The sequence below is a fragment of the Kribbella antiqua genome (assembly GCF_004345665.1).
Classification (GTDB): Bacteria; Actinomycetota; Actinomycetes; order Propionibacteriales; family Kribbellaceae; genus Kribbella; species Kribbella antiqua.
Genome location: NZ_SLWR01000006.1, coordinates 314,612 through 337,635 on the forward strand (window position 1 = coordinate 314,612; position 23,024 = coordinate 337,635).

Annotated in this window: 24 protein-coding genes and 1 other RNA gene; 17 read left to right on the forward strand and 8 right to left on the reverse strand. The window is 66.6% G+C overall.

Going from position 1 to position 23,024, the window contains the following annotated elements; genetic code table 11:
* Positions 1–4 precede the first annotated feature (4 nt).
* The 4 genes from hydA to EV646_RS19230 all read left to right on the forward strand — a co-directional run bounded on the left by hydA (position 5) and on the right by EV646_RS19230 (position 3,155).
* Complete coding sequence (gene hydA / locus EV646_RS19215) at positions 5–1,411, forward strand: dihydropyrimidinase (RefSeq protein WP_132150395.1); 1,407 nt, start codon at positions 5–7, stop codon at positions 1,409–1,411.
* A gap of 12 nt (positions 1,412–1,423) precedes the next feature.
* Complete coding sequence (locus tag EV646_RS19220; RefSeq protein WP_132150397.1) at positions 1,424–2,416, forward strand: TIGR03842 family LLM class F420-dependent oxidoreductase; 993 nt, start codon at positions 1,424–1,426, stop codon at positions 2,414–2,416.
* Between the two features lie 130 nt (positions 2,417–2,546).
* The gene (locus EV646_RS19225) at positions 2,547–2,825 is read left to right on the forward strand and encodes a type II toxin-antitoxin system RelE/ParE family toxin (protein WP_199237058.1); all 279 of its coding nucleotides are present in this window, start codon (positions 2,547–2,549) and stop codon (positions 2,823–2,825) included.
* Positions 2,826–3,155, forward strand: a complete 330-nt coding sequence (locus EV646_RS19230) for a helix-turn-helix domain-containing protein (protein WP_132150399.1) — start codon at positions 2,826–2,828, stop codon at positions 3,153–3,155.
* Between the two features lie 32 nt (positions 3,156–3,187).
* On the opposite strand, the gene EV646_RS19235 is transcribed toward EV646_RS19230, so the two are convergent.
* From EV646_RS19235 to EV646_RS19255, 5 genes are all read right to left on the reverse strand, one after another.
* Positions 3,188–3,595, reverse strand: a complete 408-nt coding sequence (locus EV646_RS19235; protein ID WP_132150401.1) for a cytidine deaminase family protein — start codon at positions 3,593–3,595, stop codon at positions 3,188–3,190.
* A complete protein-coding gene (locus EV646_RS19240; protein WP_132150403.1) occupies positions 3,592–4,431 on the reverse strand; it encodes a carbohydrate ABC transporter permease in 840 nt (279 codons plus the stop codon). Before EV646_RS19240 ends, EV646_RS19235 begins: the two co-directional genes overlap by 4 nt.
* A gap of 1 nt (position 4,432) precedes the next feature.
* Complete coding sequence (locus EV646_RS19245) at positions 4,433–5,353, reverse strand: carbohydrate ABC transporter permease (protein ID WP_132150405.1); 921 nt, start codon at positions 5,351–5,353, stop codon at positions 4,433–4,435.
* Positions 5,350–6,633 (reverse strand): ABC transporter substrate-binding protein, encoded by a 1,284-nt coding sequence (locus EV646_RS19250; protein ID WP_241996170.1) that lies wholly within the window; start codon positions 6,631–6,633, stop codon positions 5,350–5,352. Before EV646_RS19250 ends, EV646_RS19245 begins: the two co-directional genes overlap by 4 nt.
* Before the next feature lie 140 nt (positions 6,634–6,773).
* Positions 6,774–7,820 carry a carbohydrate kinase family protein gene (locus EV646_RS19255; protein WP_132150409.1) on the reverse strand — a complete coding sequence of 349 codons (1,047 nt, stop codon included), beginning with the start codon at positions 7,818–7,820 and terminating at the stop codon, positions 6,774–6,776.
* A gap of 113 nt (positions 7,821–7,933) precedes the next feature.
* On the opposite strand from EV646_RS19255, the gene EV646_RS19260 reads away from it, so the two are divergent.
* The 8 genes from EV646_RS19260 to ssrA all read left to right on the forward strand — a co-directional run bounded on the left by EV646_RS19260 (position 7,934) and on the right by ssrA (position 13,455).
* Positions 7,934–8,311, forward strand: a complete 378-nt coding sequence (locus tag EV646_RS19260) for a hypothetical protein (protein ID WP_132150411.1) — start codon at positions 7,934–7,936, stop codon at positions 8,309–8,311.
* Complete coding sequence (locus EV646_RS38910; RefSeq protein ID WP_158290983.1) at positions 8,304–8,468, forward strand: hypothetical protein; 165 nt, start codon at positions 8,304–8,306, stop codon at positions 8,466–8,468. The genes EV646_RS19260 and EV646_RS38910 overlap by 8 nt, the downstream gene beginning before the upstream one ends.
* Positions 8,469–8,665: 197 nt before the next feature.
* The gene (gene ftsE, locus EV646_RS19265) at positions 8,666–9,355 is read left to right on the forward strand and encodes a cell division ATP-binding protein FtsE (RefSeq protein ID WP_077013482.1); all 690 of its coding nucleotides are present in this window, start codon (positions 8,666–8,668) and stop codon (positions 9,353–9,355) included.
* A 19-nt stretch (positions 9,356–9,374) separates the two neighbouring features.
* Positions 9,375–10,286: a permease-like cell division protein FtsX gene (ftsX, locus tag EV646_RS19270; RefSeq protein WP_132150413.1), complete on the forward strand. Its 912-nt coding sequence runs from the start codon at positions 9,375–9,377 to the stop codon at positions 10,284–10,286.
* A gap of 61 nt (positions 10,287–10,347) precedes the next feature.
* Complete coding sequence (locus EV646_RS19275; protein ID WP_132150415.1) at positions 10,348–11,775, forward strand: M23 family metallopeptidase; 1,428 nt, start codon at positions 10,348–10,350, stop codon at positions 11,773–11,775.
* 80 nt (positions 11,776–11,855) lie between these two features.
* Positions 11,856–12,326 (forward strand): SsrA-binding protein SmpB, encoded by a 471-nt coding sequence (gene smpB, locus EV646_RS19280; protein ID WP_132150417.1) that lies wholly within the window; start codon positions 11,856–11,858, stop codon positions 12,324–12,326.
* 81 nt (positions 12,327–12,407) lie between these two features.
* Positions 12,408–12,968: a DUF1707 and DUF4870 domain-containing protein gene (locus EV646_RS19285; RefSeq protein ID WP_132150419.1), complete on the forward strand. Its 561-nt coding sequence runs from the start codon at positions 12,408–12,410 to the stop codon at positions 12,966–12,968.
* A 113-nt stretch (positions 12,969–13,081) separates the two neighbouring features.
* Positions 13,082–13,455: a transfer-messenger RNA gene (ssrA, locus tag EV646_RS19290) on the forward strand.
* Positions 13,456–13,777: 322 nt separating this feature from the next.
* Here ssrA and EV646_RS19300 read toward each other — a convergent pair.
* Positions 13,778–14,521, reverse strand: coding sequence for a class I SAM-dependent methyltransferase (locus EV646_RS19300; protein ID WP_158290984.1), 744 nt, complete (start codon positions 14,519–14,521; stop codon positions 13,778–13,780).
* Positions 14,522–14,613: 92 nt separating this feature from the next.
* On the opposite strand from EV646_RS19300, the gene EV646_RS19305 reads away from it, so the two are divergent.
* Positions 14,614–15,483 carry a LysR family transcriptional regulator gene (locus EV646_RS19305; protein ID WP_132150425.1) on the forward strand — a complete coding sequence of 290 codons (870 nt, stop codon included), beginning with the start codon at positions 14,614–14,616 and terminating at the stop codon, positions 15,481–15,483.
* A gap of 22 nt (positions 15,484–15,505) precedes the next feature.
* Here the strand turns inward: EV646_RS19305 and EV646_RS19310 are convergent, their stop codons facing one another.
* Positions 15,506–16,516, reverse strand: a complete 1,011-nt coding sequence (locus EV646_RS19310) for a LacI family DNA-binding transcriptional regulator (RefSeq protein WP_199237059.1) — start codon at positions 16,514–16,516, stop codon at positions 15,506–15,508.
* A gap of 2 nt (positions 16,517–16,518) precedes the next feature.
* A complete protein-coding gene (locus tag EV646_RS19315; RefSeq protein ID WP_199237060.1) occupies positions 16,519–18,552 on the reverse strand; it encodes a beta-galactosidase in 2,034 nt (677 codons plus the stop codon).
* Positions 18,553–18,720: 168 nt separating this feature from the next.
* Between EV646_RS19315 and EV646_RS19320 the strand changes: the two genes are divergently transcribed.
* From EV646_RS19320 to EV646_RS19335, 4 genes are read left to right on the forward strand one after another with little or no spacing between them, the layout of a single operon-like run.
* Positions 18,721–20,085 carry an ABC transporter substrate-binding protein gene (locus tag EV646_RS19320; RefSeq protein ID WP_132150429.1) on the forward strand — a complete coding sequence of 455 codons (1,365 nt, stop codon included), beginning with the start codon at positions 18,721–18,723 and terminating at the stop codon, positions 20,083–20,085.
* A 7-nt stretch (positions 20,086–20,092) separates the two neighbouring features.
* Positions 20,093–21,016: a carbohydrate ABC transporter permease gene (locus EV646_RS19325; protein WP_132150431.1), complete on the forward strand. Its 924-nt coding sequence runs from the start codon at positions 20,093–20,095 to the stop codon at positions 21,014–21,016.
* Positions 21,017–21,026: 10 nt separating this feature from the next.
* Positions 21,027–21,908 carry a carbohydrate ABC transporter permease gene (locus EV646_RS19330; RefSeq protein WP_199237061.1) on the forward strand — a complete coding sequence of 294 codons (882 nt, stop codon included), beginning with the start codon at positions 21,027–21,029 and terminating at the stop codon, positions 21,906–21,908.
* Positions 21,909–21,957: 49 nt separating this feature from the next.
* Entirely contained in the window at positions 21,958–22,980 is a 1,023-nt protein-coding gene (locus EV646_RS19335) for a glycosyl hydrolase 53 family protein (protein ID WP_132150433.1), read from the forward strand.
* The last annotated feature ends 44 nt before the right edge of the window (positions 22,981–23,024 follow it).

Below are 23,024 nucleotides of genomic sequence, written 5' to 3' on the forward strand. Positions count from 1 at the left end.
ATACATGTCTTTGCTGGTCAAGGGTGGGACCGTTGTCGGGCCGACCGGTACGCAGGTCGCCGACGTACTGGTCGAAGGTGAGAAGATCGTCGCGCTGCTGGATCCGTCGTTCAGCCAGACGATCACTCCCGACGAGGTGATCGATGCCTCGGGCAAGTATGTGATCCCGGGCGGGATCGACGCGCACACGCACATGGAGCTGCCGTTCGGTGGTACGGCGGCCAGCGACACCTTCGACACCGGGACCCGGGCAGCGGCTTGGGGTGGTACGACGACCATCATCGACTTCGCCGTACAGCGGACCGGTGAAGTAGTGCAGGACGGCCTGGCCGCCTGGCACGCCAAGGCCGACGGCAACTGCCACATCGACTACGCGTTCCACATGATCCTGGGCGGTGTCGACACCGACGCGCTCAAGGCGATGGACCAGCTCGTCGCGGACGAAGGAATCACCAGCTTCAAGCTGTTCATGGCCTATCCGGGCGTCTTCTACTCCGACGACGGCCAGATCCTGCGGGCGATGCAGACCGCGCGGGAGAACGGCGCGATGATCATGATGCACGCCGAGAACGGCATCGCGATCGACGTCCTCGTGCAGCAGGCGATCGCCCGCGGCGAGACCGACCCGATCTACCACGGGATCACTCGCCCGGCCGCACTCGAGGCAGAGGCGACGAGCCGGGCGATCACGCTCGCCGAAGTCGCCCAGGACTGCCCGCTCTACATCGTGCATCTGTCCGCCAGCCAGGCGCTGGAACATGTCGCCGCGGCTCGCGATGCCGGCCGGAACGTGTTTGCCGAGACTTGTCCGCAGTACCTCTATCTGACGCTGGAGGATCAGCTCGGCGCGCCCGGCTTCGAAGGGGCCAAGTGGGTCTGCTCAACGCCGTTGCGGAGCAAACACGAGTCGCACGCGAAGGATCTGTGGAAGGGTCTCAGGAGCAACGATCTGGCGATCGTGTCGACCGACCACTGTCCGTTCTGCATGAAGGACCAGAAGGAACTAGGGCTTGGTGATTTCTCCAAGATCCCGAACGGCATCGGCGGGGTCGAGCACCGAGTCGACCTGATCTACCAAGGTGTCGTCGACGGGCAGCTGTCGCTGGAGCGCTGGGTCGAGACGATCGCGACCACGCCGGCCCGGATGTTCGGGCTCTACCCGCAGAAGGGGATCGTTGCCCCCGGCTCCGATGCCGACCTGGTCGTGTACGACCCGAACGCCACCACCCGAATCAGCGTCGAGACGCACCACATGAACATGGACTACTCGGCGTACGAAGGGGTCGAGATCCAGGGCCGAGTGGGCACCGTGATCTCGCGCGGCGAGGTAATCGTGGCTGACGGCAACTACCATGGCCGCAAGGGCCGTGGCCGTTACCTCAAGCGCGGCCTGTCGTCGTACCTGCTCTGAAAAGGGGGAACCGTGGACTTCGGAGTGGTGTTTCAGTGTGATCCGCCCGCGTCCGCGGTGGTGGACCTCGCGCGGAAGGCCGAGGACGCCGGGTTCGACTATGTGTGGACGTTCGACTCGCATCTGCTCTGGCAGGAGCCGTTCGTGATCTACAGCCAGATCCTGGCGATGACCCAGCGGGTGATCGTCGGGCCGATGGTGACCAACCCGGGCACCCGGGACTGGACCGTGATCGCGTCCCAGTTCGCCACCCTGAACGAGATGTTCGGCAACCGGACGATCTGCGGGATCGGCCGGGGCGACTCCGCGCTGCGTACCCTCGGCGCCAAGCCGGGCACGATCGACGAGATGAAGCAGTGCGTCGAGGTCGTCCGCTCGCTGGCCCGCGGCGAAACGGTCGAGTACCGCGGCCAGCAACTCAAGTTCGCCTGGGTCGAGAACGGCGCGCTGGACGTGTGGGTCGCGGCGTACGGGCCCCGCGCGCTGGCCGCGACCGGCGAGGTCGGCGACGGCTACATCCTCCAGCTCGCCGACCCCGACATCGCCGAATGGATGATCACCGCGGTACGACGTTCTGCCGCCGAGGCAGGGCGTGATCCGGCGGCGATCAAGTTCTGCGTGGCGGCTCCGGCGTACGTCGGTGACGACCTCGCGCATCAGCGGGAGCAGACGCGCTGGTTCGGCGGCATGGTCGGCAACCACGTGGCCGACATCGTCTCCAGGTACGGCACTTCCGGTGCGGTGCCGCAGGCGCTGACCGACTACATCGAGGGCCGGAAGGGCTACGACTACTCCCAGCACGGCCGCGCCGGGAACACCCATACGGACTTCGTCCCGGACGAGGTGGTCGACCGGTTCTGCATCCTCGGCCCGGTCGAGAATCACCTGGCCCGGCTGGAGGAGCTCAAGTCACTCGGCGTCGATCAGTTCGCCGTCTACCTCCAGCACGACGCCAAGGAAGAGACCCTGGCGGCGTACGGCAAGGACATCATCCCGGCCGTCTGAGGTCGGCGGGTATGACAAATAGGTTATATACTCGGGTGAGTTAGCGGGGAGATCAGACTTCGTCCGGAGGTCGAGGCGTGGTATCTCGCGATTTGCCAGGACGAGCCGGAAACAGGTGACCTCATCGAGGATGCCCATCGACCAGTTGGCCGACGAAGGGCCGACAGCCGGCCGGCCGCTGGTCGACCGGGTCAAAGGCAGTCGATTCCAGAACATGAAGGAGCTGCGTCCGCCATCGTCGGGGCAGAGTGAGATCCGGATGCTGTTCGCCTTCGATCCGGCTCGAGAAGCCATCATTCTGGTGGCAGGTGACAAGTCGGGTCGTTGGGAGAGCTGGTATCGGACGGCGATTCCGCTGGCGGACGAGCGGTTCGCGGAACACCTGATCGCGCTGAAGGAGGAGGGGTGAATGAGCGAATACGCGAAGTGGAAGGACGTCAAGGCCAAGGGACGTGCTGTGGACCCGCGTACAGCCGACGAGCAGGCTGCAGGAAGGGAGGCCGCCCGTGAACGGCGGGAGGCCTACGTTCGTGGACATCAGCTCGCCGAGATGCGCAAGGCTGCCGGGGTCACGCAGGCTGGGCTTGCGGAGCTGCTGAAGGTCTCCCAATCCAGGATCTCCAAGATCGAGAACGGCGAGATCTCAGGTATCGACGTCATCCGCGCGTACGTCAGTGCCCTCGGAGGCACCGTCAACGTGGTCGCGACGATCGGCGATCGCACCTGGAAAGTCGCCTGAACAGCAGTACGGCGCGAGACGACCTGAGCGGGTCACGCCGTCCAGCGGTAGGACTCGGGGAGGAGGTCGGTGGCCAGGACCGCGCCGCCGCCGTCCGCGGTAGGGAGGATGACGCGGATCGTCGGGTAGTAGTCGAGGAGGATTTGCCGGTCCCGGCCGCAGGGGGCCTGGATGCCGCGGCCTTCGTTGCCTACAGCCACAATCGTGGTCAGCTCGCGGGCGCCTTCGGCGCGGGCGCGGCCGAGGGCGACCAGTTCTGCGCAGGGGCCGCCGGTGAAGTGGTAGAGGTTGATACCGGCGTACGTCCGCCCGTCCACCCCACGCACCGCGGCGCCCATCGTGTAGACGCCGTCCGGCCCGTCGGTGTTCGCGTCGACGGTACGACGGGCCAGTTCGATCAGCTCCCGGTCGTCGTCGGTCAACGGTTGCAAGTCGATCATTCGCTGATGCCTGACCTTTCCACGCCCTGGACGATCCAGCGTTGCAAGAAGATGAAGATAACAACGAGCGGCAGGATCGCGATCGCCGCGGCGATGAAGAGCTGCGGCAGATTGATCGTCTGCGCGGTGAGGAACGTCGACAGCGCGATCTGCACCGTCCACGCGTTCTGGTCCGGCGCGATCACCAGCGGCCACAGGAACGCGTTCCAGGAGCCAATGAACGTGATCGTCCCGATCGCGGCGATGAACCCCATCGAGTTCGGTACGACGACCCGCCAGAACGTGCCCCAATAGCCGGTCCCGTCCAGCTGAGCCGCCTCCTCGAGCTCCCGCGGGAATCCCAGGAAGTACTGCCGGAACAGGAACGTCGCGAACGCCTGGAACAACCCCGGCACGATCAGCCCGCGCAACGTACTCACCCACCCGAGCGTCGAGACCAGCACGAAGCTCGGTACGAACGTGACCGCGGCCGGGATCAGCAACGTCGCGACGATGAAGTAGAACACCGCGTTCGCGTACCGGAACGGGATCCGCGCCAGCCCGTACCCCGCCAGCCCCGAGATCACCAGCACCCCGGCCGTCTGCACCACCGCGATCACCAGCGAGTTCACCAGACTCCGCGCCATCGGTACGGCGGGATCGCGGAACAACTCGCCGATGTTCCCCCACTGCAACGACGAAGGGAAGAACTTCCAGGACGGCGACGTGATGTCCTGCTCGGTCGACAACCCGTTCCGCACCAGCAGATAGAACGGCAGCAGGAACAGCAGAGCCCCGCCGATCAGTACGACGTACCTGACCGCTGAGCCGGCCTTGTCAGCACCCGACCTCTGCATCTCAATCGTCCCTTCGTCCGAGCCCGACGATCCGCCCCTGCGCCAGCGCGACGATTGCTATCAGCAACGTCAGGATGACGGCCCCGGCGCTGCCATGGCCGAAGTCCTGCCCCTGCCCGAGTGCGGCGTAGTACAGGTAGACCAACGGCGGACGCGCGTACGGCGGATAACCTCCGGCGCTGGACAAGAGGTTGTAGAACTCGTCGAACGCCTGGAACGCGTTGATCAGAAGCAGCAGCAGTACGGCGGTCGAGGTCGCCCGCAGCTGGGGGAGCGTGATGTAGCGCAGCACCCGCCAGCCTGTTGCGCCGTCGATCGCCGCGGCTTCGTACAGCGACGGCGAGATGCGTTGCAGGCCGGCCAGGAACAGGATCATGTAGAAACCCGCCTGCAACCACATCCGCGCCGACACGATCACCAGCCAGTACCACGGCGGCTGGGTGACCGACAGCCACGCGACCGGCTCGATGGCGAACCATCCGAGCACGGTGTTGGCCAGCCCGAACCGGACACCGTTGAAGATCGACAACTTCCAGATCAGCGCGGCGACGACGTACGAAGACGCTGTCGGCAGGAAGAACACCGAACGGAAGAACGTCTTCGCGAACCGGGCCCGGTTGACCAGCAGGGCCAGGCCGAGCGACAGCACGAATGTGGTCGGCACGATGAACGCCGCGAACACCACGAAGGTGATCAGGCTGGACCGGAACGCCGCGTCCCGCAGCATGTCCAGGTAGTTGCCCAGGCCAACGAACTTCGTCGGGGTGACGGTGTTGTGCGCGTCGAAGAAGCTGAGCACCACCGACCAGACGATCGGGATGTAGACGAAGACCAGCAGCCCGAGCACGAACGGCCCGACGAAGATCGCGAACCACAGGTTGCGGTCGTACCTGCCCCGCAACCTGGCGGTGACCTGACTCATCCCGTGATGCGCTTGAGTTCGGCCTCCACGACGGCCTTGACCGCCTTGATCTCGGTCGCCGGGTCGCTGCCGCTCTTGATGATCCGGTTGAGCGCGTCGGAGTACGCCGTACCGGACTTGGGTGACCACAGGATCGGCGTCTGGGCGTGGCCGTTCTCGTTGACGAACTTGACCGCGTCCGCCGCCGGTCCGGACTTCAGCTTGTCCGCCTTCTCCGCCAGGCTCTTCCGTGCCGGGATGTGGAAGCCGTATGACTGGGCGAAGTCGAGTTGCTTGTCAGCCTGGTCGACCCACAGCCACTTGACGAACTTCTTCGCCGCGTCGACGTTCTTCGACTTCGCGCTGACGGTCGACCCGTACGCGCCGACCGGGACGCTCGGCTTGCCGGTACTCGCGTTCAGCTTCGGCCAGGGGAGGACGCCGAAGTCGTCCGGCAGCGCCTTCTGGATCGCCGGGAACGTCCACAGGCCGGTGAACTGCATCGCCGTCAGGCCCTGGGTGAACGCGGACGGGTCGGACCAGTCGGTCGGTGCCCCGAGCAACAGAGTCTTCGAGGTGAACAGCTCGCGCAGCTTGCGCAGCGACTCCACCGCGGCCGGGTCGTCGAAGCCGAACTGGTTGTCCTCAGTCAGGTAGTCGAGCCCGGCCGACCAGAGCGCCGGGCCGCCGAGGATGCCGACGCCGCCGTCGTTGCCGACGAACAGGCCCTTCACCTTGTCGGTGGTCAGCTTCTTCGCGGCCGCGAGCAGCTCGTCGACGGTCTGCGGCGGCTGCACCCCGGCCTGCTCGAGCAGGCTCTTGCGGTAGACGAGCAGCTGCATGTCGGTGACCTGCGGGATCGCGTACAGCTTGTCTTGGTACGTCATCCGCGCCATCAGCGACGGCGTGAAGTCGGCCTTGGTGGTGTCGTCGAGCAGGTCGCTCAGGTCGACCACCTGGCCGCCCTTGATCATGTCGATGCTCGGACCGTTGCCGTACTCGAACACGTCCGGCCCGTTGTCGGTGAGCAGCGCGGCTGCGGTCTTCTTGTCGTAGTCGCCTGGCGACCACTGCACGGTCACGGTCGCGTCCGGGTACTCCTTCGCGTACCGCTGGACCGCCTGCTGCGTGCCGGCTTCGCCGTACTGGTGATACCACTGCGCCAACGCCGGCTTGCTCCCGCTGCTCGACCCACCCGACCCGGTGTCCCGCCCGGTGTTCGACCCACACCCAGCCACCGCCATGGCCGCCAGCCCGCCACCAACACCCAGCAACCGCCGCCTACTGAACCCGCTGCCCACGATCACACCCTCCATCCGGCACGGTCCCACAGCCCGCACTCCAACCCCCGACCTTACGACTCACGAGGCCCGCAGCACTCGATTTCCACCCCTCGAAAATCCAGTGGCGCAGTAGACATTCCGGCGTAGGGTACGTCGGTTCAGGCGTCGGAGAGGCGGGCTATGGTGGCGGAGGCTCGGCGGACTATGGGGACGGGGCCTTCGGGGAGGACGTCGCCGATGAAGCTGTAGTGGCGGAGGACCTCGGGGTCGACGCCGCCGGGGCGGTGGCGGCTGTGGTCGCGGACCCAGTCGATGATGTCGCCCCAGCCGGGCGCGGCGAGTGAGCCGCCGAAGTGCTGGACCGAGAGGCCGGCGCAGAGGTTGCCGAAGGCAAGGCGGTGGGCCAGGGGCCAGCCGCGGAGGGTGCCGAGGACCAGTGACGCGAGGAAGACGTCGCCGGCTCCGGTCGGGTCGTACGAGCGTACGGGCAACGCCGGGACCTGGACTTCCTCGCCGGTGGTCGAGTCAATCGCGAGTACGCCGTCCGCGCCGTTGGTGACCACGGCCAGTGGTACTCGCTCGGCCAGCTTGTGCAGCGCGGCCTTCGGCGTGTCGGTCCGCGTGTACGCCATCGCCTCGTGCGCGTTCGGAGTGAACGCATGGAACCCGTCCAGTACGTCGAGAACGGCCGGCGACCACTGGTCCGTCGGATCCCAGCCGACGTCGCCGAACAGCAACGCGCCGGACTGCATCGCCTCGACCGTCCAGCCGGGCAGTTCGTCCTCGACCGGGACGATCGCGGACCGGGTCTTGAGCCCCGGCCCGACCAGCTTGCTCGGGTCGCCCGGCGCCTCGTGTGCGTGCGTCACCATGGCCCGGTCCCGGTCGAGCGACATCGAGACCGTGACCGGGGAATGCCAGTGACCGATCCGGCGGGAGTGCGACAGGTCCACGCTCTCCTGGTCGGCCAGGGTCCGCCAGCAGAAGTCGGCGTACACATCGTCACCGAAGACAGCAGCCAGGCCGGTCTTCAGGCCGAGCCGGCTGGCCGCGATGGCGAAGTTCGCGACGCCGCCGGGGCAGGACCCCATCCCCTCGGCGAAGATCTCGGTCCCCGTCGTCGGAGCGGACTCCAACCCGGTCAGCACGATGTCGAGGAACACGGTCCCCTGCACGAACACGTCGTAGCGGTCCGTCTCGTCCATCACGGTGGCCTGCTCCCTGTCGTCAAATGGTCACCAGATTGTCGGTGGCTGGTGGAACTCTTTCCTTCGTAACATCTTCGACCGGCCATCACCATGCATTTGGGAGGACGCGCGTGATTCCGACCTGGCTCCAAGTCGTGGGCGTGGTGTCGACCGTGCTCAGTCCGTTCCTGGCGCTCGGCGGGGTTGCGCTCGGTGCCTGGCTGGTCCGCAAGTCCGACCGCGAGCTGGACACCTGGCGGCACCGCGAGGAGACGATGCGGATGGTCCGCTGGGCGGTCGAGCAGATTCTCGAGGGCGAGTCCGGCACCGACGCGGGCGTCGTCACGCTCCGCTCATTGATGCGGTCGGAATTGTTACAGCCTGAGGATTACGATCTGGTCGCCGCGCTGACGGCCGCTGTGACGATCGACCGGGTCGGTCCGGCCGCGTACGCTGATATCGCGGAAGCGAATACCGAGGTCGTCGAGGGAGACAGTGCCAATGGCTGAGAAGAAGACCGTGAAGGTCTCCCGCCAGGCCGTCGAGCTGGCCCGATTGCACGTCGAAGCCGCCCGCCGGGCCGGCCGCAAACCCGAGCCAGGCGTCGCCCGTATCGCCGACGCCCGCCCCGACCCAGGCAACGGCACCGCCCCAGCTCCAGCCTGACCGGATCCCGTCGTACGAGCGTTTGACCCTCGACCCGCCGTACGCCGGGTATCGGACACGGGTGCACGGTCGGGCACGGGTGGTCCACGGCACGCCGAGGACCACCTACACTGATCGACGGCCGCTTCGGTGGCGTACGGTCTCCTCGTGGTTACCGTTGCGTCGCTCCCTGTTCCCGACCACGGCCGGATGATCCCGTGATCCGCTTCGAGAATGTGTCCAAGACGTACGAGGGCCAGTCCAAGGCCGCTCTGCTGAACGTCAACGTCGAGATCGAAAAAGGCGAGTTCGTCTTCCTGGTCGGCACCTCCGGGTCCGGCAAGTCGACGTTCCTCCGTCTGGTCCTGCGCGAGCACCGGACGTCCAAGGGTCACATCATGGTGGCCGGCAAGGACCTGAACCGGCTGGCCAGCTGGCGGATCCCGCAGATGCGCCGCCAGATCGGGACCGTGTTCCAGGACTTCCGGCTGTTGCCGAACAAGACGGTCGCCGAGAACGTGGCGTTCGCGCTGCAGGTGATCGGCAAGCCCCGCTCGCACATCCGCAAGACCGTTCCCGAGGTGCTGGAACTGGTCGGTCTGGACGGCAAGGAGGACCGGCTCCCCGACGAGCTGTCCGGCGGTGAGCAGCAGCGCGTCGCGATCGCCCGCGCGTTCGTGAACCGGCCGATGATCCTGATCGCCGACGAGCCGACCGGAAACCTCGACCCCGGTACGTCGGTCGGGATCATGAAGCTGCTGGACCGGATCAACCGCACCGGGACCACGGTCGTGATGGCCACCCACGACGTGTCGATCGTGGACCAGATGCGCAAGCGCGTGATCGAGCTGGAGAACGGCCACGTCGTCCGCGACGAGTCGCGCGGCGTCTACGGCTACCAGCACTGAGAACAGGGATTACTGACTGATGCGCTTGAACTACATCCTCTCCGACCTAGGCATCGGCCTGAAGCGGAACCTGTCGATGACGATCGCGGTCGTCGTCACCATCTGGGTCTCGCTGTCGCTGTTCGGCAGCGCGCTGCTCGCCCGCGAGCAGGTCGAGCTGATGAAGGGGAACTGGTACGACAAGATCCAGATCTCGGTCTTCCTCTGCACCAAGGACTCCGGCGGCCGCGGCTGCTCCGGCGCCGAGGTGACCCAAGAGCAGAAGAACCGGATCCGCCAGGTGATCGAGTCGAACCCGGACACCGCGCCGGACGGTGTGTTCGGCGAGTCGAAGAAGGAAGCGTTCGAGCAGTTCAAGAAGCTCTACAAGGACTCGCCGATCGTCAGCACGGTCACCGAGGACCAGATGCAGGAGTCCTTCCGGGTCAAACTGAAGGATCCGCAGCGCTACCAGAACCTCGTCAGCGCGGTCGCCGGCCTCCCGGGCGTCGACACCGTCCAGGACCTCAGACAGTATCTGGATCCACTGTTCAAGGCGCTGAACGGCTTGCAAGTCGGAGCGCTGGTCGCCGCCGCGCTGCTGCTGGTCGCCGCGCTGATGCAGATCTCCAACACGATCCGGCTGGCGGCGTACGCGCGCAGACGTGAGATAGGCATCATGCGCCTGGTCGGCGCCTCGAACTTCTACATTCAGTTACCGTTCCTGCTCGAAGCGGTACTGGCCGCACTGATCGGCGCGGTCCTTGCCTGTGGCACCTTGTGGGTCGGGGTCTACTTCGTGGTGATGCAGCGGGCCCAGGAGACGTTCCGGGTCTGGCAGTGGGTCGGCGCGACCGAAACCTTCCGGGCGACGCTGATCATGGTCGTGGTCGGCCTGGTGCTCGCCGTCGTCCCGACATTCCTGACAACGCGGAAATACCTCAAAGTCTGACCCGGGTGACTTATCGTGCTGAAGTAGCACGACAACTCAACCCAGAGCAAGGGGTCGACCTGTGGTCCCGCACTTCCCCGGTGCGAACCCGCGCAAGCGGGCGAGCATCAAGCGAGACGACAGCACCGGCACCTCCGCACCGCCGCGCCCGCGATCACGCACGAGACCGCCGGGCCGGCAGACGGTCGTCGCCGCTTGCTGCCTTGTCCTGTCCCTGACCGCCGGAGCGCTGGCGGTGGTTCCAGCCGCGAGTGCGGACCCACCGGATCCAGCCAAGAGGAAGAAACAACTCGACTCGCAGATCGACCAGTCCAAGGCCGATCTCGACGACGCGTCCGACCAGCTCGGCAAATCCGTTGCCGCCTACAGCCAGGCGGAGGCGAAGTTCAAGGTCGTCCAGGCCCGGTACGCCGTTGCCCAGGGCAAGCTGGCGGCCGCGAAGGCTGCCGACGCCGTTGCCGCGGGCAAGCTCATTGCCGCCGAAGCAGCCTTGCGTACGGCGGTCGCCGACGTACAAGAGGGTGAGCGGCTGATCGCGGAGAAGCGTGCCGTGGCCGGCCGGGCGGTCAGATCGGCGTACCAGCAACAGAACTCGCTGGTCGGGCTGTCGATCGCGCTGCGTGGTGCGTCGCCGGCCGATATCGCCACTGGGATGCAGGTCCAGCGAAATGTGTTCGGGATCCAGGGCAACGCGATCACCAACCTGAACAACGCGCAGGCGCAGCTCGCCAGCAAGCGTGCCAAGGTCGCCGCGGTGGAGAAGGAGGCCGCCGACGCCCGGGCCGAGGCTGCGCGGACCGTCGTACAGGTGGCCGAGCTGACCAAGCAGGTCGCCGCGGACAAGGCGGAGGCTGCCGCCGTCGCGCGGGTGAAACTGGTCGCGTATCAGGCTGCTCAGAAGGAGAAGAACTCCGAGCAGGCGCAGTACAACGCCCTGCTACGGGAGCGGAACCGGGTCGAGCAGATCCTGATCGCCAGGGCCAAGGCGGAGAAGGCCGCGGCAGCCCGGCGCAAGGCGGCCCGGGAGAGGGCCGAGCGGGAGAAGGCACGGAAGGAACACCGGCCGCCGCGTCCGGTTCCGAACGACCCGAGCGACGGCAGGCTGAGTTATCCGATCAACAGCTACATCACGTCGCCCTACGGGATGCGGTTCCACCCGATCCTGCACTACTGGAAGCTGCACGACGGCACCGACTTCGGCGGCGGCTGCGGTACGCCGATCCGCGCGGCGGCCGGCGGCGTCGTCACGGACAAGTACTACAACGGCGGCTACGGGAACCGGCTTTTCATCTCACATGGAGTGATCGACGGCTCCTCCATCACCACCGTCTACAACCACCTGTCCCGCTACAAGGCCCGCGTCGGCGAGCGGGTCCGCCGCGGCGAGATCATCGGGTACGTCGGCACCACCGGCTACTCCACCGGCTGTCACCTGCACTTCATGGTCTACCAGGACGGCCGGGTGGTTAATCCGATGAAGTGGCTCTAAGCGGTCGGTGTCGCCCTTTCCGCCGCTGGCACTGAAGTAAATGGCAACACCGACCGCTTGCCGTCTGAGATACTGGTCGGATGGTGAAAGAGACCGGCCGGAAACCGATCGCGCAGAACCGTAAGGCGCGACACGACTACCACATCGAGGATGTGGTGGAGGCCGGGCTCGTGCTGACCGGGACCGAGGTGAAGTCCCTGCGGCAGGGCCGGGCCTCCCTGGTCGACGCGTTCGCCTCGGTCCGGGGCAACGAGCTGTGGCTGCAGGGGATGCACATCCCCGAGTACAAGCACGGCACCTGGACCAACCACGAGCCCCGCCGGACCCGCAAGCTCCTCCTGCACAAGGACGAGATGCAGAAGCTGATCCGCGCGGTCGAGCAGCAGGGCGTGTCGCTGATCCCGCTCTCGCTCTACTTCAAGGACGGCTACGCGAAGGTCGAGCTCGGCACCGGCCGCGGCAAGAAGGACTACGACAAACGCCACGCGCTGGCCGAGCGCCAGGCCAACCGCGAGGCCCAGCGAGCGCTGTCCGACCGCCGCCGCCGCTGACCGTCTGCCTGGGGTCCGGTCAGGGGTTGCTCCGGGCTGAACCCGATGGGGTGGGCGGCGTACGGCGCGCAGAGTGGATGCATGTCCACTTCAGAGCTGCTGGTGACGCCGGCCCAACGGGACCGCGCTGTCGAGATCCTGAAAGAAATGTACGCCGACGGCCGGCTCGACCACGCCGAGTTCGACACCCGGCTGGAACTGGCCCTGAAGGCCCGCACCCGGGCCGAGTTGAACAGCACGTTCGACGGACTCGTCGCCCGGCCGGTCCCGACGTACGTCCCCGCCGCCTACACCCGCCCGGCCCCGCTCCAGCGGTACGACGGCGACGGCCGCGGTATGGGCACGGTCGCGCACTGGCTCGGGTACCCGACGTTCTTCGTCGGCCCGGCGATCGTCGTCGCGACGTCCGGCCAGAAGAACCCGGCGGTCCGCAAGCACGCGGTCGAGGCGCTGAACTTCCAGCTCAGCGCGTTCGGCGCGTTCGCGCTGCTCGGCATCATGACCGGCGCGACCGAGGGGTTCACCGCCTTCCTCTTCCCGATCGTCGGCATCCTGTGGTTCATCCTCACCGGCATCGGCGGCCTCGCCACCGCGGTCGGCGCCAACTTCCGCTACCCGTTCACGCTGCGGCTGATCAAGTAGCCCTGCGTACGGTCGCGTCGTACGGGAATCCCAGGTGCGGGTGGCTTGTTGGACTTGATAGTGTGGATCTTCCACCGGCACTCAGGTGCTGGTGGGAGTTTGACAACTCAACAGGGGGTGAACGGTTTCGACTTTGGACGTTCGTTTGAAGTGAAGCGGGCCGAGGATCCAGGGTTATCTCGTTAACGATCTCTGGAAACCAATAAGTGCCAACGTTAAGCGCACTGACCTCGCTCTCGCCGCCTGACGGCCTGAGATAAACGAGGGGTCAGCCCGGGGATGCTCTCGACCCGGTTCCTGGCCTCAGCTAGAGAGCTTGCTGTGTTGACCCGGTCACGGGGTTAGCACGGGACTTTTACAGTGACTGAGCCTGTCAGCGACGTGTCTGTTAGAGCGCTGGGGCTGAGAAAAGCGATAACAGACTGCGCCCGGAGAAGCCTTGAAACAACGCTGAAGGACGCGGGTTCGATTCCCGCCACCTCCACGAGTGCGATGGGCGACGTGTGCCTGCGGAGAGCGCAGGCCTCGTCGCCCTCGTCGTGTTGTGCGGCTTCGCTCCGCTCGCCGCGAGCGGGGGCTCCGCCACCCGCACCCCCTTGCGCCTTCGCTTCGCTCGGCTCCGTGGCTGGCCGCCGCGGCCGGGTGGCGCCTTCGCTTCGCTCGGCTCCGTGGCTGGACGCCGCGGTCCGGTGCCTGCCTGTGGTTGGTCGCCGCGGTCGGTGTCTACGACTTCTTCCTGGTCGTCGCTCGGCTACGAATCACAGGTGCCGTAGGTGCACCACTCAACCCGATCGCTATCAGATAGACGGCTATGCGCGGACGGCGAGGATGAGGGCGTCGTTGCCTTGGCGCCAGACTGCTCCGGCTCGTTCGAAGCCGTTTCGGCGTAGCAGGTCGACGTGCCAGCCCTCGCGTTCGAGTAGGTCGCCCGACCAGTGCGCGAACGCCTGTTGCCGCTGTTCCCAGAGGCCGGCGTACCGCGGATCGGCGTACGCGCGTTCGTACCACTGATCACAGCTCTCCACCCCGTCGGCGAAGGTGCTCCGCAGATGCTCGTCGTGCAGCTTGTCTGCCACGGAGCGGAGTACGGGCTCTGCGATCGGGGCGTGGTCGGCGTTCGCGAAGACGCCGCCCGACCGGAGCAGCCTCGCTACACCGGCGTACACCCCGGCCAGCGCGGACGGCGGGAACCAGTGCATCGCCGTGGCAGTCAGGACGGCGTCGAAACCACCGTCGAGTCCGTCCGTCCAGTCGGGGTCGGCGAGTTGCCTGGCGACCACTTGCACGCGAGGGTCGCCGGCGAAGGCATCGCGGGCCAGGTCGAGCAGCAGCGGATCGATGTCAACGGCAACGACCTCCGCGGACGGGAACCGATCCAGGACCCGGCGAGTGATCGAGCCGGGACCGCAGGCCAGATCGAGCACCCGGGTCGGCGTTCCGGTCAGCTGTCCGACGTAGTCGAGCATGAGCCGGAATCGCAGCTCCCGCTCCGGCTCGTGCACATTCTGCTGGTCCTCCCAGCTGGCCCTGAGTGCTTCACGCGGTGTGGTCATGGCCAACATGCTGTGCCGGCCCCAGGCTCGACGTCCAAGACACAGTCCTACTAACGTCACAACCTCTGGTTATCGCTGCAGGTGGGGAAGGTATGGACGTCGATCTACGGCTGGTGCGCTACTTCCTGGTGATGGCCGAGGAGCTGCATTTCACCGCCGCCGCGCGCCGGCTCTACGTCTCGCAGCCGGCGCTCAGCAATCAGATCCGCCGGCTGGAGGGCCTGCTCGGCGTGCAGCTGTTCGAGCGGTCACCGCGCGGTGTGGCTCTGACCGCGTCCGGCGAGGCGTTCCTGCCGCACGCCCAGAGAGCGCTCGCCGCGATCCGGACCGGCGTCGCCGAGGCGGCGGCTGCCGCGGAACGGGATCAGGTACTGCGGATCGATGTGCTGCAGACAGATCTGGTCACGCCCCGGGTGGTGCTGGCCCGGCTACGCGACCGGCTTCCTTCGCTCCGGCTCGAGGTCAGCAGCCGTGGCAGCCGCGATCAGGAGCAGCGGCTGCTCAGCGGCGAGCTGGACCTGGCGCTGTGCGGATCGAACGCGCGCCTGCCGGACGGGCTCAGAGAGCGTCTCATCCGCCGTGAAGCTCTTGGTGTCGCGTTGCCGATGGATCACCGGCTCGCCGCGGCGGATGCGGTCGCCGTACGGGAGCTGGCCGACGAGACGCACTACCTGCCACGCGACGACTTCGCGCCGGAGTGGAATGAGTTCATCCTCGAGTGCTGTCGGACCGCGGGCTTCGCACCACGTCGGCATCCCGCCAGCACCGACGGCACGAGCTCCGCGCTGGAGCTGGTCCGCGCCGGCGAATGCGTAGCCCTCGGCCTGCTCTCGACTCCGTCGCCCGATGGTGTGGTGGTCCGTCCCCTGGCCGATGTCCCGGCGTACAGCTGGTCTCTCCGCTGGCGCGAGTCCACGCAGACGCCCATGTCCGCCCTCAACGCGCTGGTCGACCTCGATTAGCCGCAGGCCTTGCGGGTGCGGGTCAGGTTGAGTTGCGGATGATCAGGTCGGTGGGGAGGGTGACAGCGGAGCGGTTTTCGGTGCCGATGGTGGCCAGGAGGAGGCGGACCATTTCGGCGCTGACTCGGGTGAAGTCTTGGCGGATGGTGGTCAGGCTGGGGGTGGACGTGAGGGCAGCCTTGGAGTCGTCGAAGCCGCCGACCGCGACGTCGTCGGGGATCCGTTTGCCCGCGTGGTGCAGGGCGGACACCGCGCCGAGAGCCATCAGGTCGGAGCACACGAATACGGCGTCCAGGTCCGGTGCGCGCCGCAACAGGTCGTCCATGGCCGCCTCGCCGGAGGCCTGGCTGTAGTCTCCGGTCCCGACGAGGCGCGGGTCCGGCTCGCCGATCACGTCGCGGTAGCCGGCCAGGCGGTCGACTCCGCCCGGGGTGTCGAGAGGTCCGGTGATGATGCCGATGGTTCGACGACCACGTGAGCGCAGGTAGCTCACCATCTGCCGTGCGCCGTCGCGGTCGTCGGCTGCGACGTACGAGATCTCGCGCTCGTGGCCGATCGGCCGGCCACACGCGACGATCGGCAGCCCGCGCGAGCGCAGTTCGTCGATCAGTGGGCTCCCCGCGTGCTCGGAGACCAGGAGTACGCCGTCGACGTGCCCGGCCGTGACCCAACGCCCAACCCGTTGCCTGTCTGCCTGCGTGCCGGCGATGGTCAGCAACAGCGTGATGTCACGCTCGGCCAGCTCCTGCGTGCAGCTTCGCAGCAGGACATTGAAGTTCGGATCCTCGAACAAACGTTCCTGCGGCTCGGACAGGATGAACGCCACCGAGTCGGACCGCTGCGTGACCAGGCTGCGGGCGTGCTGGTTGACCACGTAGCCGGTCTTGCGGATCGCCCGCTGCACGGCTGCCGCAGCGTCCGGTGAGACGTAGTGGCCACCGTTGAGCACGCGCGACACCGTGCCGCGGGAGACGCCCGCCACGGCGGCGACGTCTTCCACGGTCGGGCGGCGGGGACGACTGGATGCGCTCATGGTCACATTGTGCGCTGCTGCGATCGCAAGACTCGCACCTCACCCGCGGGCACGACGAGCTCGCCCACACACGACCTGCCCGTCAGCAACTCGTCCCCGTCCCCGGGCAGGGAGGCGTCGCGGTCACCGTGGTTGATCGCGACCAGGTAGGCGTGCGCCGGACCAAGGCGCCGTACGACTTCCAGGTCGGCCGGCAGCCCGTCGCGACGCGGCAGGCCGGCTTCACGCAGTACGTCGCGGAGGTCGTCGGAGGCCAGCCGGGTTGAGATGTACCAGGCCGTTCCGTTGCCGAAGCTGTGCCGGGTCACCGCAGGGCCGCCGGCGGCAGGTCCGTCGAGGTAGTGCCGTACCGCTTCGGCGCCGTCGAGGACGACGCGTTCGGTCCAGACGTCGCCCGACGACCCGCCGTCGAGGGCGACGCGCTCGCCTTCTCGTAGGGGCAGGAACTCCTCGACCGTTACGCCGAGCAGATCGCGGAGAGCACCGGGATGCCCGCCTGGGTGGACAGTATCGTTCTCGTCGACGATGCCGGAGAAGTACGAGACGACGAGTGTGCCGCCGCGGCGGACGTACGACGCGAGGTTCGCCGCCGCCGCGGGAGTGGTCAAGTAGAGGCTGGGAACGAGCAGAAGCGGATACTTCGAGAGGTCCCCTTCGGGGTGGATGAAGTCGGCGGTGAGGTGTTCGCGCCACGTCGCCTCGTAGAACGCCGTCATGCGTTCGAGGTACGACAGGTCCACCGACGGGCGCCACTCCAGCTCCAGCGCCCACCACGACGGCCAGTCCCAGACGATTCCGACGTCAGGCGCGACCTGCGTGCCACGCAGTTCGTCCAGCTTGGGCAGTTCCGCGCCGAGCGCGCGGACCTCGCGCCAGACGCGCGTCTCGGTGCCACCGTGCGGCAGCATCGCGGAGTGGAACTTCTCGGCGCCGAACCGGGAGGCTCGCCACTGGAAGAACAGGGCCGACTCGGCGCCGCGCGCGAGATGGCTCATGCTGTTGCGGCGCAGCTCGCCCGGTCGCTTGGCGAGGTTGCGCGGCTGCCAGTTGACCGCGCTGGTCGAGTGCTCCATCAGCAGCCAGCCGCGTCCGTCCGCGACGGACCGGGTCAGGTCGGCCGACAGGGCGAGCTCGATGTGATTGTCGACCCGTTCGGACTGCAGGTAGTGGTCGTTGGAGACCACATCGACCTCCTTGGCCCAGCGCCGGTAGTCGATCCACTTGCAGTTGGGGATCATGAAGTTGGTGGTGACCGGGACCTCCGGCGAGAGCCGGCGCAGAATGGTGCGTTCGGCAACGAAGTTTGTGAGGTGCTCGTCGGAGCTGAACCGGAGGAAGTCGAGCTGCTGCGCCGGGTTCACCACGGTCGGCGCGCGGCTCGGAGGTTCGATCTCCGCCCATTCGCCGTACCGCTGAGCCCAGAAGCTCGTGCCCCAGGCGTCGTTGAGGTCGTCCAGGTGGGGGTAGCGTTCCCGAAGCCAGGCCCGGAACGCCTCGGCCGATGTCTCGCAATAGCAGTGCGCGTTGACGCCGGCATATTCGTTGTGTGAGTGCCACAGGGTGAGGGCCGGGTGTCCCGCATAGCGCGTCGCGAGCTGTTCGGTGATGCTCGCGGCGGCCGCACGATATGCGGCGGAGCTGGGGCAGAACGCCTGCCGGCCGCCGACGCCCAGCACCCGGCCGTCCCGGTCGACCAGCCTCGCTTCCGGGTGGCGCCGGAAGAACCATGGCGGCGGCGCGGCCGTGGGCGTGGCCAGATCCACGGCGATGTCGGCGTCATGCAGCAGCTCGATGACGCGGTCCAGCCAGCCGAACTCGTAGCGCCCGGGTGACGGCTCCAGCATGGCCCAGGCGAAGATGCCGACGCTGACGAGATTGACCCCCGCCTCGCGCATCAACCGGACGTCCTCATACCAGGTTTGCTCCGGCCACTGCTCGGGGTTGTAGTCACCGCCGTACCCCATGCCGGTCAGACGCGGCAACAGCGGTTCGGCTCGGTCTGCTGGTTCGGAGTGAACCGGTACGACGATGCTCATCGGCGGGAGCCCAATCTGGGAGCGTTCACAGAAACGGCTCCCATGATGGCACGAGAGATCCGATGTTACGAAGTATTGACAGCAGAATTTCGCACTCCCACACTGTGAGCGCTCCCAGAATCACTCAGCATCAGAGCGTGTCACTGGCACACGCGTCAGGAGGTCGGCATGGACGGATCGGCACGGATCAGCAGGCGGCGGCTGCTAGCGGGCTCGGCAGCCGTGGCCGGTGGCGCTGCCGCCGGCGGGCTGCTGAGCGGATGCGACGCGGGCTCGTCCGGCACGTCCGGTGGCAGCGGCGGGGCCGAAGGAACCGTCACGCTGACCGTGATGTACAACAACAACGAGCTCACCAAGGAGCACATCGCCGACTTCGAGGCCAAGAACTCAGGGATCAAGGTCAACTTCCTGCAGACCGATCCCACCCGGCTGAACGCGATGCTTGCCGCCGGCAACCCACCGGACTTCGTCCGCGGGGCCGCGGTGGGCAGTGCGAACTTCAACGCCCGTGGTCTCGCCGCGGACCTGACGCCGTACCTCGAGAAGAGCGAGGTGCTGAAAAAGGACGACCTGCTCGCGGTCAACGACAGCTTCCGCTGGGACGGTGGCAAGATCGGCCAGGGTGCGTACTACGGGATCGTGAAGGACTGGAGTCAGGACGCGACGCTCTGGTACAACACGCAGCTGTTCGACCAGGCCAAGGTGCCGCACCTCAGTGACACCGAGCCGATCGGCTACGACGAGTTGCTTGCCATCGGCAAGAAGCTCACTGTCAAGCAGGGCGGCAAGACGAAGGTCTACGGCGTCGGTCTCGAGTGGGCCTGGAACGTCTACGCGCCGATCGCGATGATGATCCTTCAGCAGGGTGAGCAGCTGTACAACGAGGACCTCTCCGAAACCGACTTCACCACCGCCGCGGCGCGCCGCGCGTTCTCCTGGTACGTCGACTTCGCCCAGGCCGGCGTGGGACCCACGTCGCTCGACCCTCTGCCGGATGGTGCCGACCTTTCCACCTTCATGGCCAAGCGGATGGCCGTCAGCCAGGACGGCTACTGGTACGGCGGCAACTTCGTCAAGGAGACGGCTCTGCAGGCAAACATCCGGATGGCGCCGGCCCCGGTGATGGGTGACAAGCGGATCAGCCCGACGTACGCCGGTCAGGGCGCCTGGATTCCATCCAAGTCGAAGCACAAGGACGAGGCCTGGAAGCTGATGGAGTACTTCATGGCCGGCCCGCCCGCCGAGGAGAGGGCGAAGAGCGGATGGGGTCTGCCAGCCCTGAAGTCGCTGCTGCCCAAGCTGCCGCAGGATCTTCCGTACCAGAAGCAGGCCTACCAGGTCGCGCAGAACGAGCTGAAGTCCACCGGTGCGCTGCCGGATTCGCCGTACGTGACCATCGATGCCTGGAACCTCGGACTGGACAAATACCTGCAGCGCGCGATCAAGAAGCAGCTGACGGTCGACGCCGCGTGCCAGGCGATCACCCAGGACATCAACAAGCTGCTCAAGCAGGGCAAAGAGCAGATCGGCTGATCGCGCGATGGCACGAAACAGCTGGACGCGGTACTCGAGCCGGACCTTCTACGCCTTTGTTGCGCCGTGGGTGCTGGGATTTCTGCTCCTCACGGCGGCGCCGCTGGCGTACGCGTTCGGAGTGAGCCTGACCAACTTCGACGGCAGTTCGTCCCGCTGGCGCTGGGTAGGTTTCCGGAACTACGTCGAGCTGTTCGGCGACCAGGAGGCGTGGGCCGCGCTGCTCCGGACGATCGCCTACACCGCGATCGCCGTACCGCTCAGTGTGGCCGGAGCCGTGGGGCTGGCCGTGCTGCTGAACCGGCGGCTCAAGGCGGTCGGTCTGTGGCGGACGCTCTTCTTCCTGCCGTCCGTCGTGCCTGTGGTGGCGATGGCGATCATGTGGAAGCTCGTGCTGAACCGCGACGCCGGCATCCTCAATGCGATTCTCAACGTCGCCGGGATCAAGTCGATCACCTGGCTGGTCGACCCGATGGCCTTCTACGCGCTGATCATCCTGACGCTGTGGGGCCTGGGCGGCGGCATGGTCATCATGCTGGCCGCGTTGCAGGGCGTGCCCCAGGAACTGGAGGAGGCGGCGATCGTCGACGGCGCCAACCGCTGGCGGGTGTTCCGGCACATCACCGTGCCGATGATCTCTCCGGTCATCTTCTTCCAGGTGGTGACCGGGGTGATCGCGACGTTCCAGATCGTCGTACAACCGCTGCTGCTCGCGGAAACCAACAGCATCGCCGGGGTCGGCCAGGTGCCGCAGAGCACCCATCTGTACATGGTGCAGGTCTATCAGGAGTTCTTCAGCAGCAACCGGTTCGGCTACGGCTCGGCGATGTTGTGGGTGTTCTTCCTGGTGATCCTCGCGTTCACCCTGCTGGTCCAGCGGTCCAGCCGCCTGTGGGTGCATTACGAAGTCGACACCGACTCGGATCGTTAGGAGACTCGTTGTGCACGTCAACAGGCAACACTCCGGGCCGGCCGCGGTGACGCAAGTGCGCGTCCGCAACCTGCGGCTCAGCGTCGGCGCAACCTACGTGCTCCTGATGGCTCTCGCCGTGCTCTTCGTCGGGCCGTTCGTGTGGTTGCTCCTGGCCGCACTGAAGACGCGTGACGAGTGGGCTGCGGTGCCGACCCGGATCCTGCCCCAGCACGCGCAGTGGGGCAACTTCGTCCACGCGCTCACCGATATCAACTTCCCGGCGTACGCCGCCAACTCGTTCTTCCTGTCGACGATCTACGCGGTGCTCATCACCGCGTCGAGCGCCACCGTCGGGTTCGGCTTCGCCAGGCTGCGCGGCCGGGGCAAGGGCGGGCTGTTCCTTGTCCTGTTGTCGACAATGATGCTGCCGCAGATCCTGACCCTGCTGCCGACGTACGTGCTGTTCTCCCGCGTCGGCCTGGTCAACACCTATTGGCCATGGGTCTTGTGGGGCCTCGCGGCCTCGCCGTACCTAGTCTTCCTGTTCCGGCAGTTCTTTGCCGCGATTCCGCGCGAGCTGGAGGACGCCGCGATCATCGACGGCTGCGGATGGGCGCGGATCTTCCTGCGGATCTTCCTGCCGCTGTCCCGGCCGGTCCTGCTCACGTCGTTCCTGCTGTCCTTCACGTGGACCTGGGGCGACTACATCGCCCCGGCGCTGTTGCTCGATGTCGACCACACAACCCTTTCGGTCGCCATCACCGCTTGGTACCGCGATCCGCATGGCAACGCCATTCCGACGGTGCAGGCCGCGGCTGCGGCCTTGTACGTCTTGCCGGCTCTGCTGATCTTTCTGTTCGCCCAGCGTTACTTCATCCGGAGCGTCGTGGCTTCGGGAGTCAAGGGCTGACAGCACTTTCTTCTTGTCGAGTCCGCCCCATCGCACAAAGGAGACCGTCATGACCGCCCACCCAATTTCCCGCCGGACTCTGCTGGCCGGTTCGGCAGCACTCGCCGCCGGCGCCTCGCTGGCCGGCGGCGCGTTGCCCGCGAACGCCGCGACCTTCATCAAGGGAGCAGACATCAGCTGGACCCCACAGATGGAGGCCGCGGGCCTGTACTGGCTTGACGCCAGTGGCGCCAAGCACGATCTGCTGACCATCCTTGCGCAGTACGGCATCAGCGCCATCCGGCTGCGCACCTGGGTCAATCCGTCCAGTGATCCCAGCAACGGGCACTGCACGATCCAGGAGATGTCCGCGTACGCCGCCCGCGTCAAAGCCCGAGGTATGCAAGTGATGCTCGACCTGCACTTCGGCGACACGTGGAACTCGGTCGGAGTGCAGAACCCGCCTGCAGCCTGGCAGAACTACTCCTACAGCCAGATGCGCGACGCGATGTACGACTACGTCTACCACACGATGAACGTGATGAAGTACTACGGCGTGACGCCGGCCTGGGTGCAGATCGGCAACGAGATCAACAGCGGGATCTGCCGCCCGGTCGGCAGCGTGTCGAACCCGGCGCAGATGACCGGCCTCCTCAACGCGGCGTACGAGATGGTCAAGGCCGTCTTCCCGAACACGCTCGTGATGATCCACCTCGCCCAGCCGCAGAACTACGACGTGATGCAGACCTTCTTCAGCCGGTACGCCGCCAACGGTGGCAAGTGGGACATCAACGGCTTCTCGTCGTACGGCAGTGCCGATGTCGCGGCCGGCATCGTGGGCAACATGAAGAGCATCTCGGACGCGTACGGCAAGCCCTTCATGCAGGTCGAGTTCGGCGGCCGCGTGGATCGGGTCTCATCCACACAGGCGGCGCTCAAGGCCTACATCACCGCGCTCAAGGCCAACGGCGGACAAGGGCTCTTCTACTGGGAGCCGGCGATCATGTCTCAGTTCAATTCCTACGGATCGGGCGCCTGGGACTCGGCCACCCGGAAGCCGACCGCCATCATGGACGGCTTCACCCAAGCCTGACCCACCACCCCGGGAGCGCGGCCAACCGCGCTCCCGGGACAACA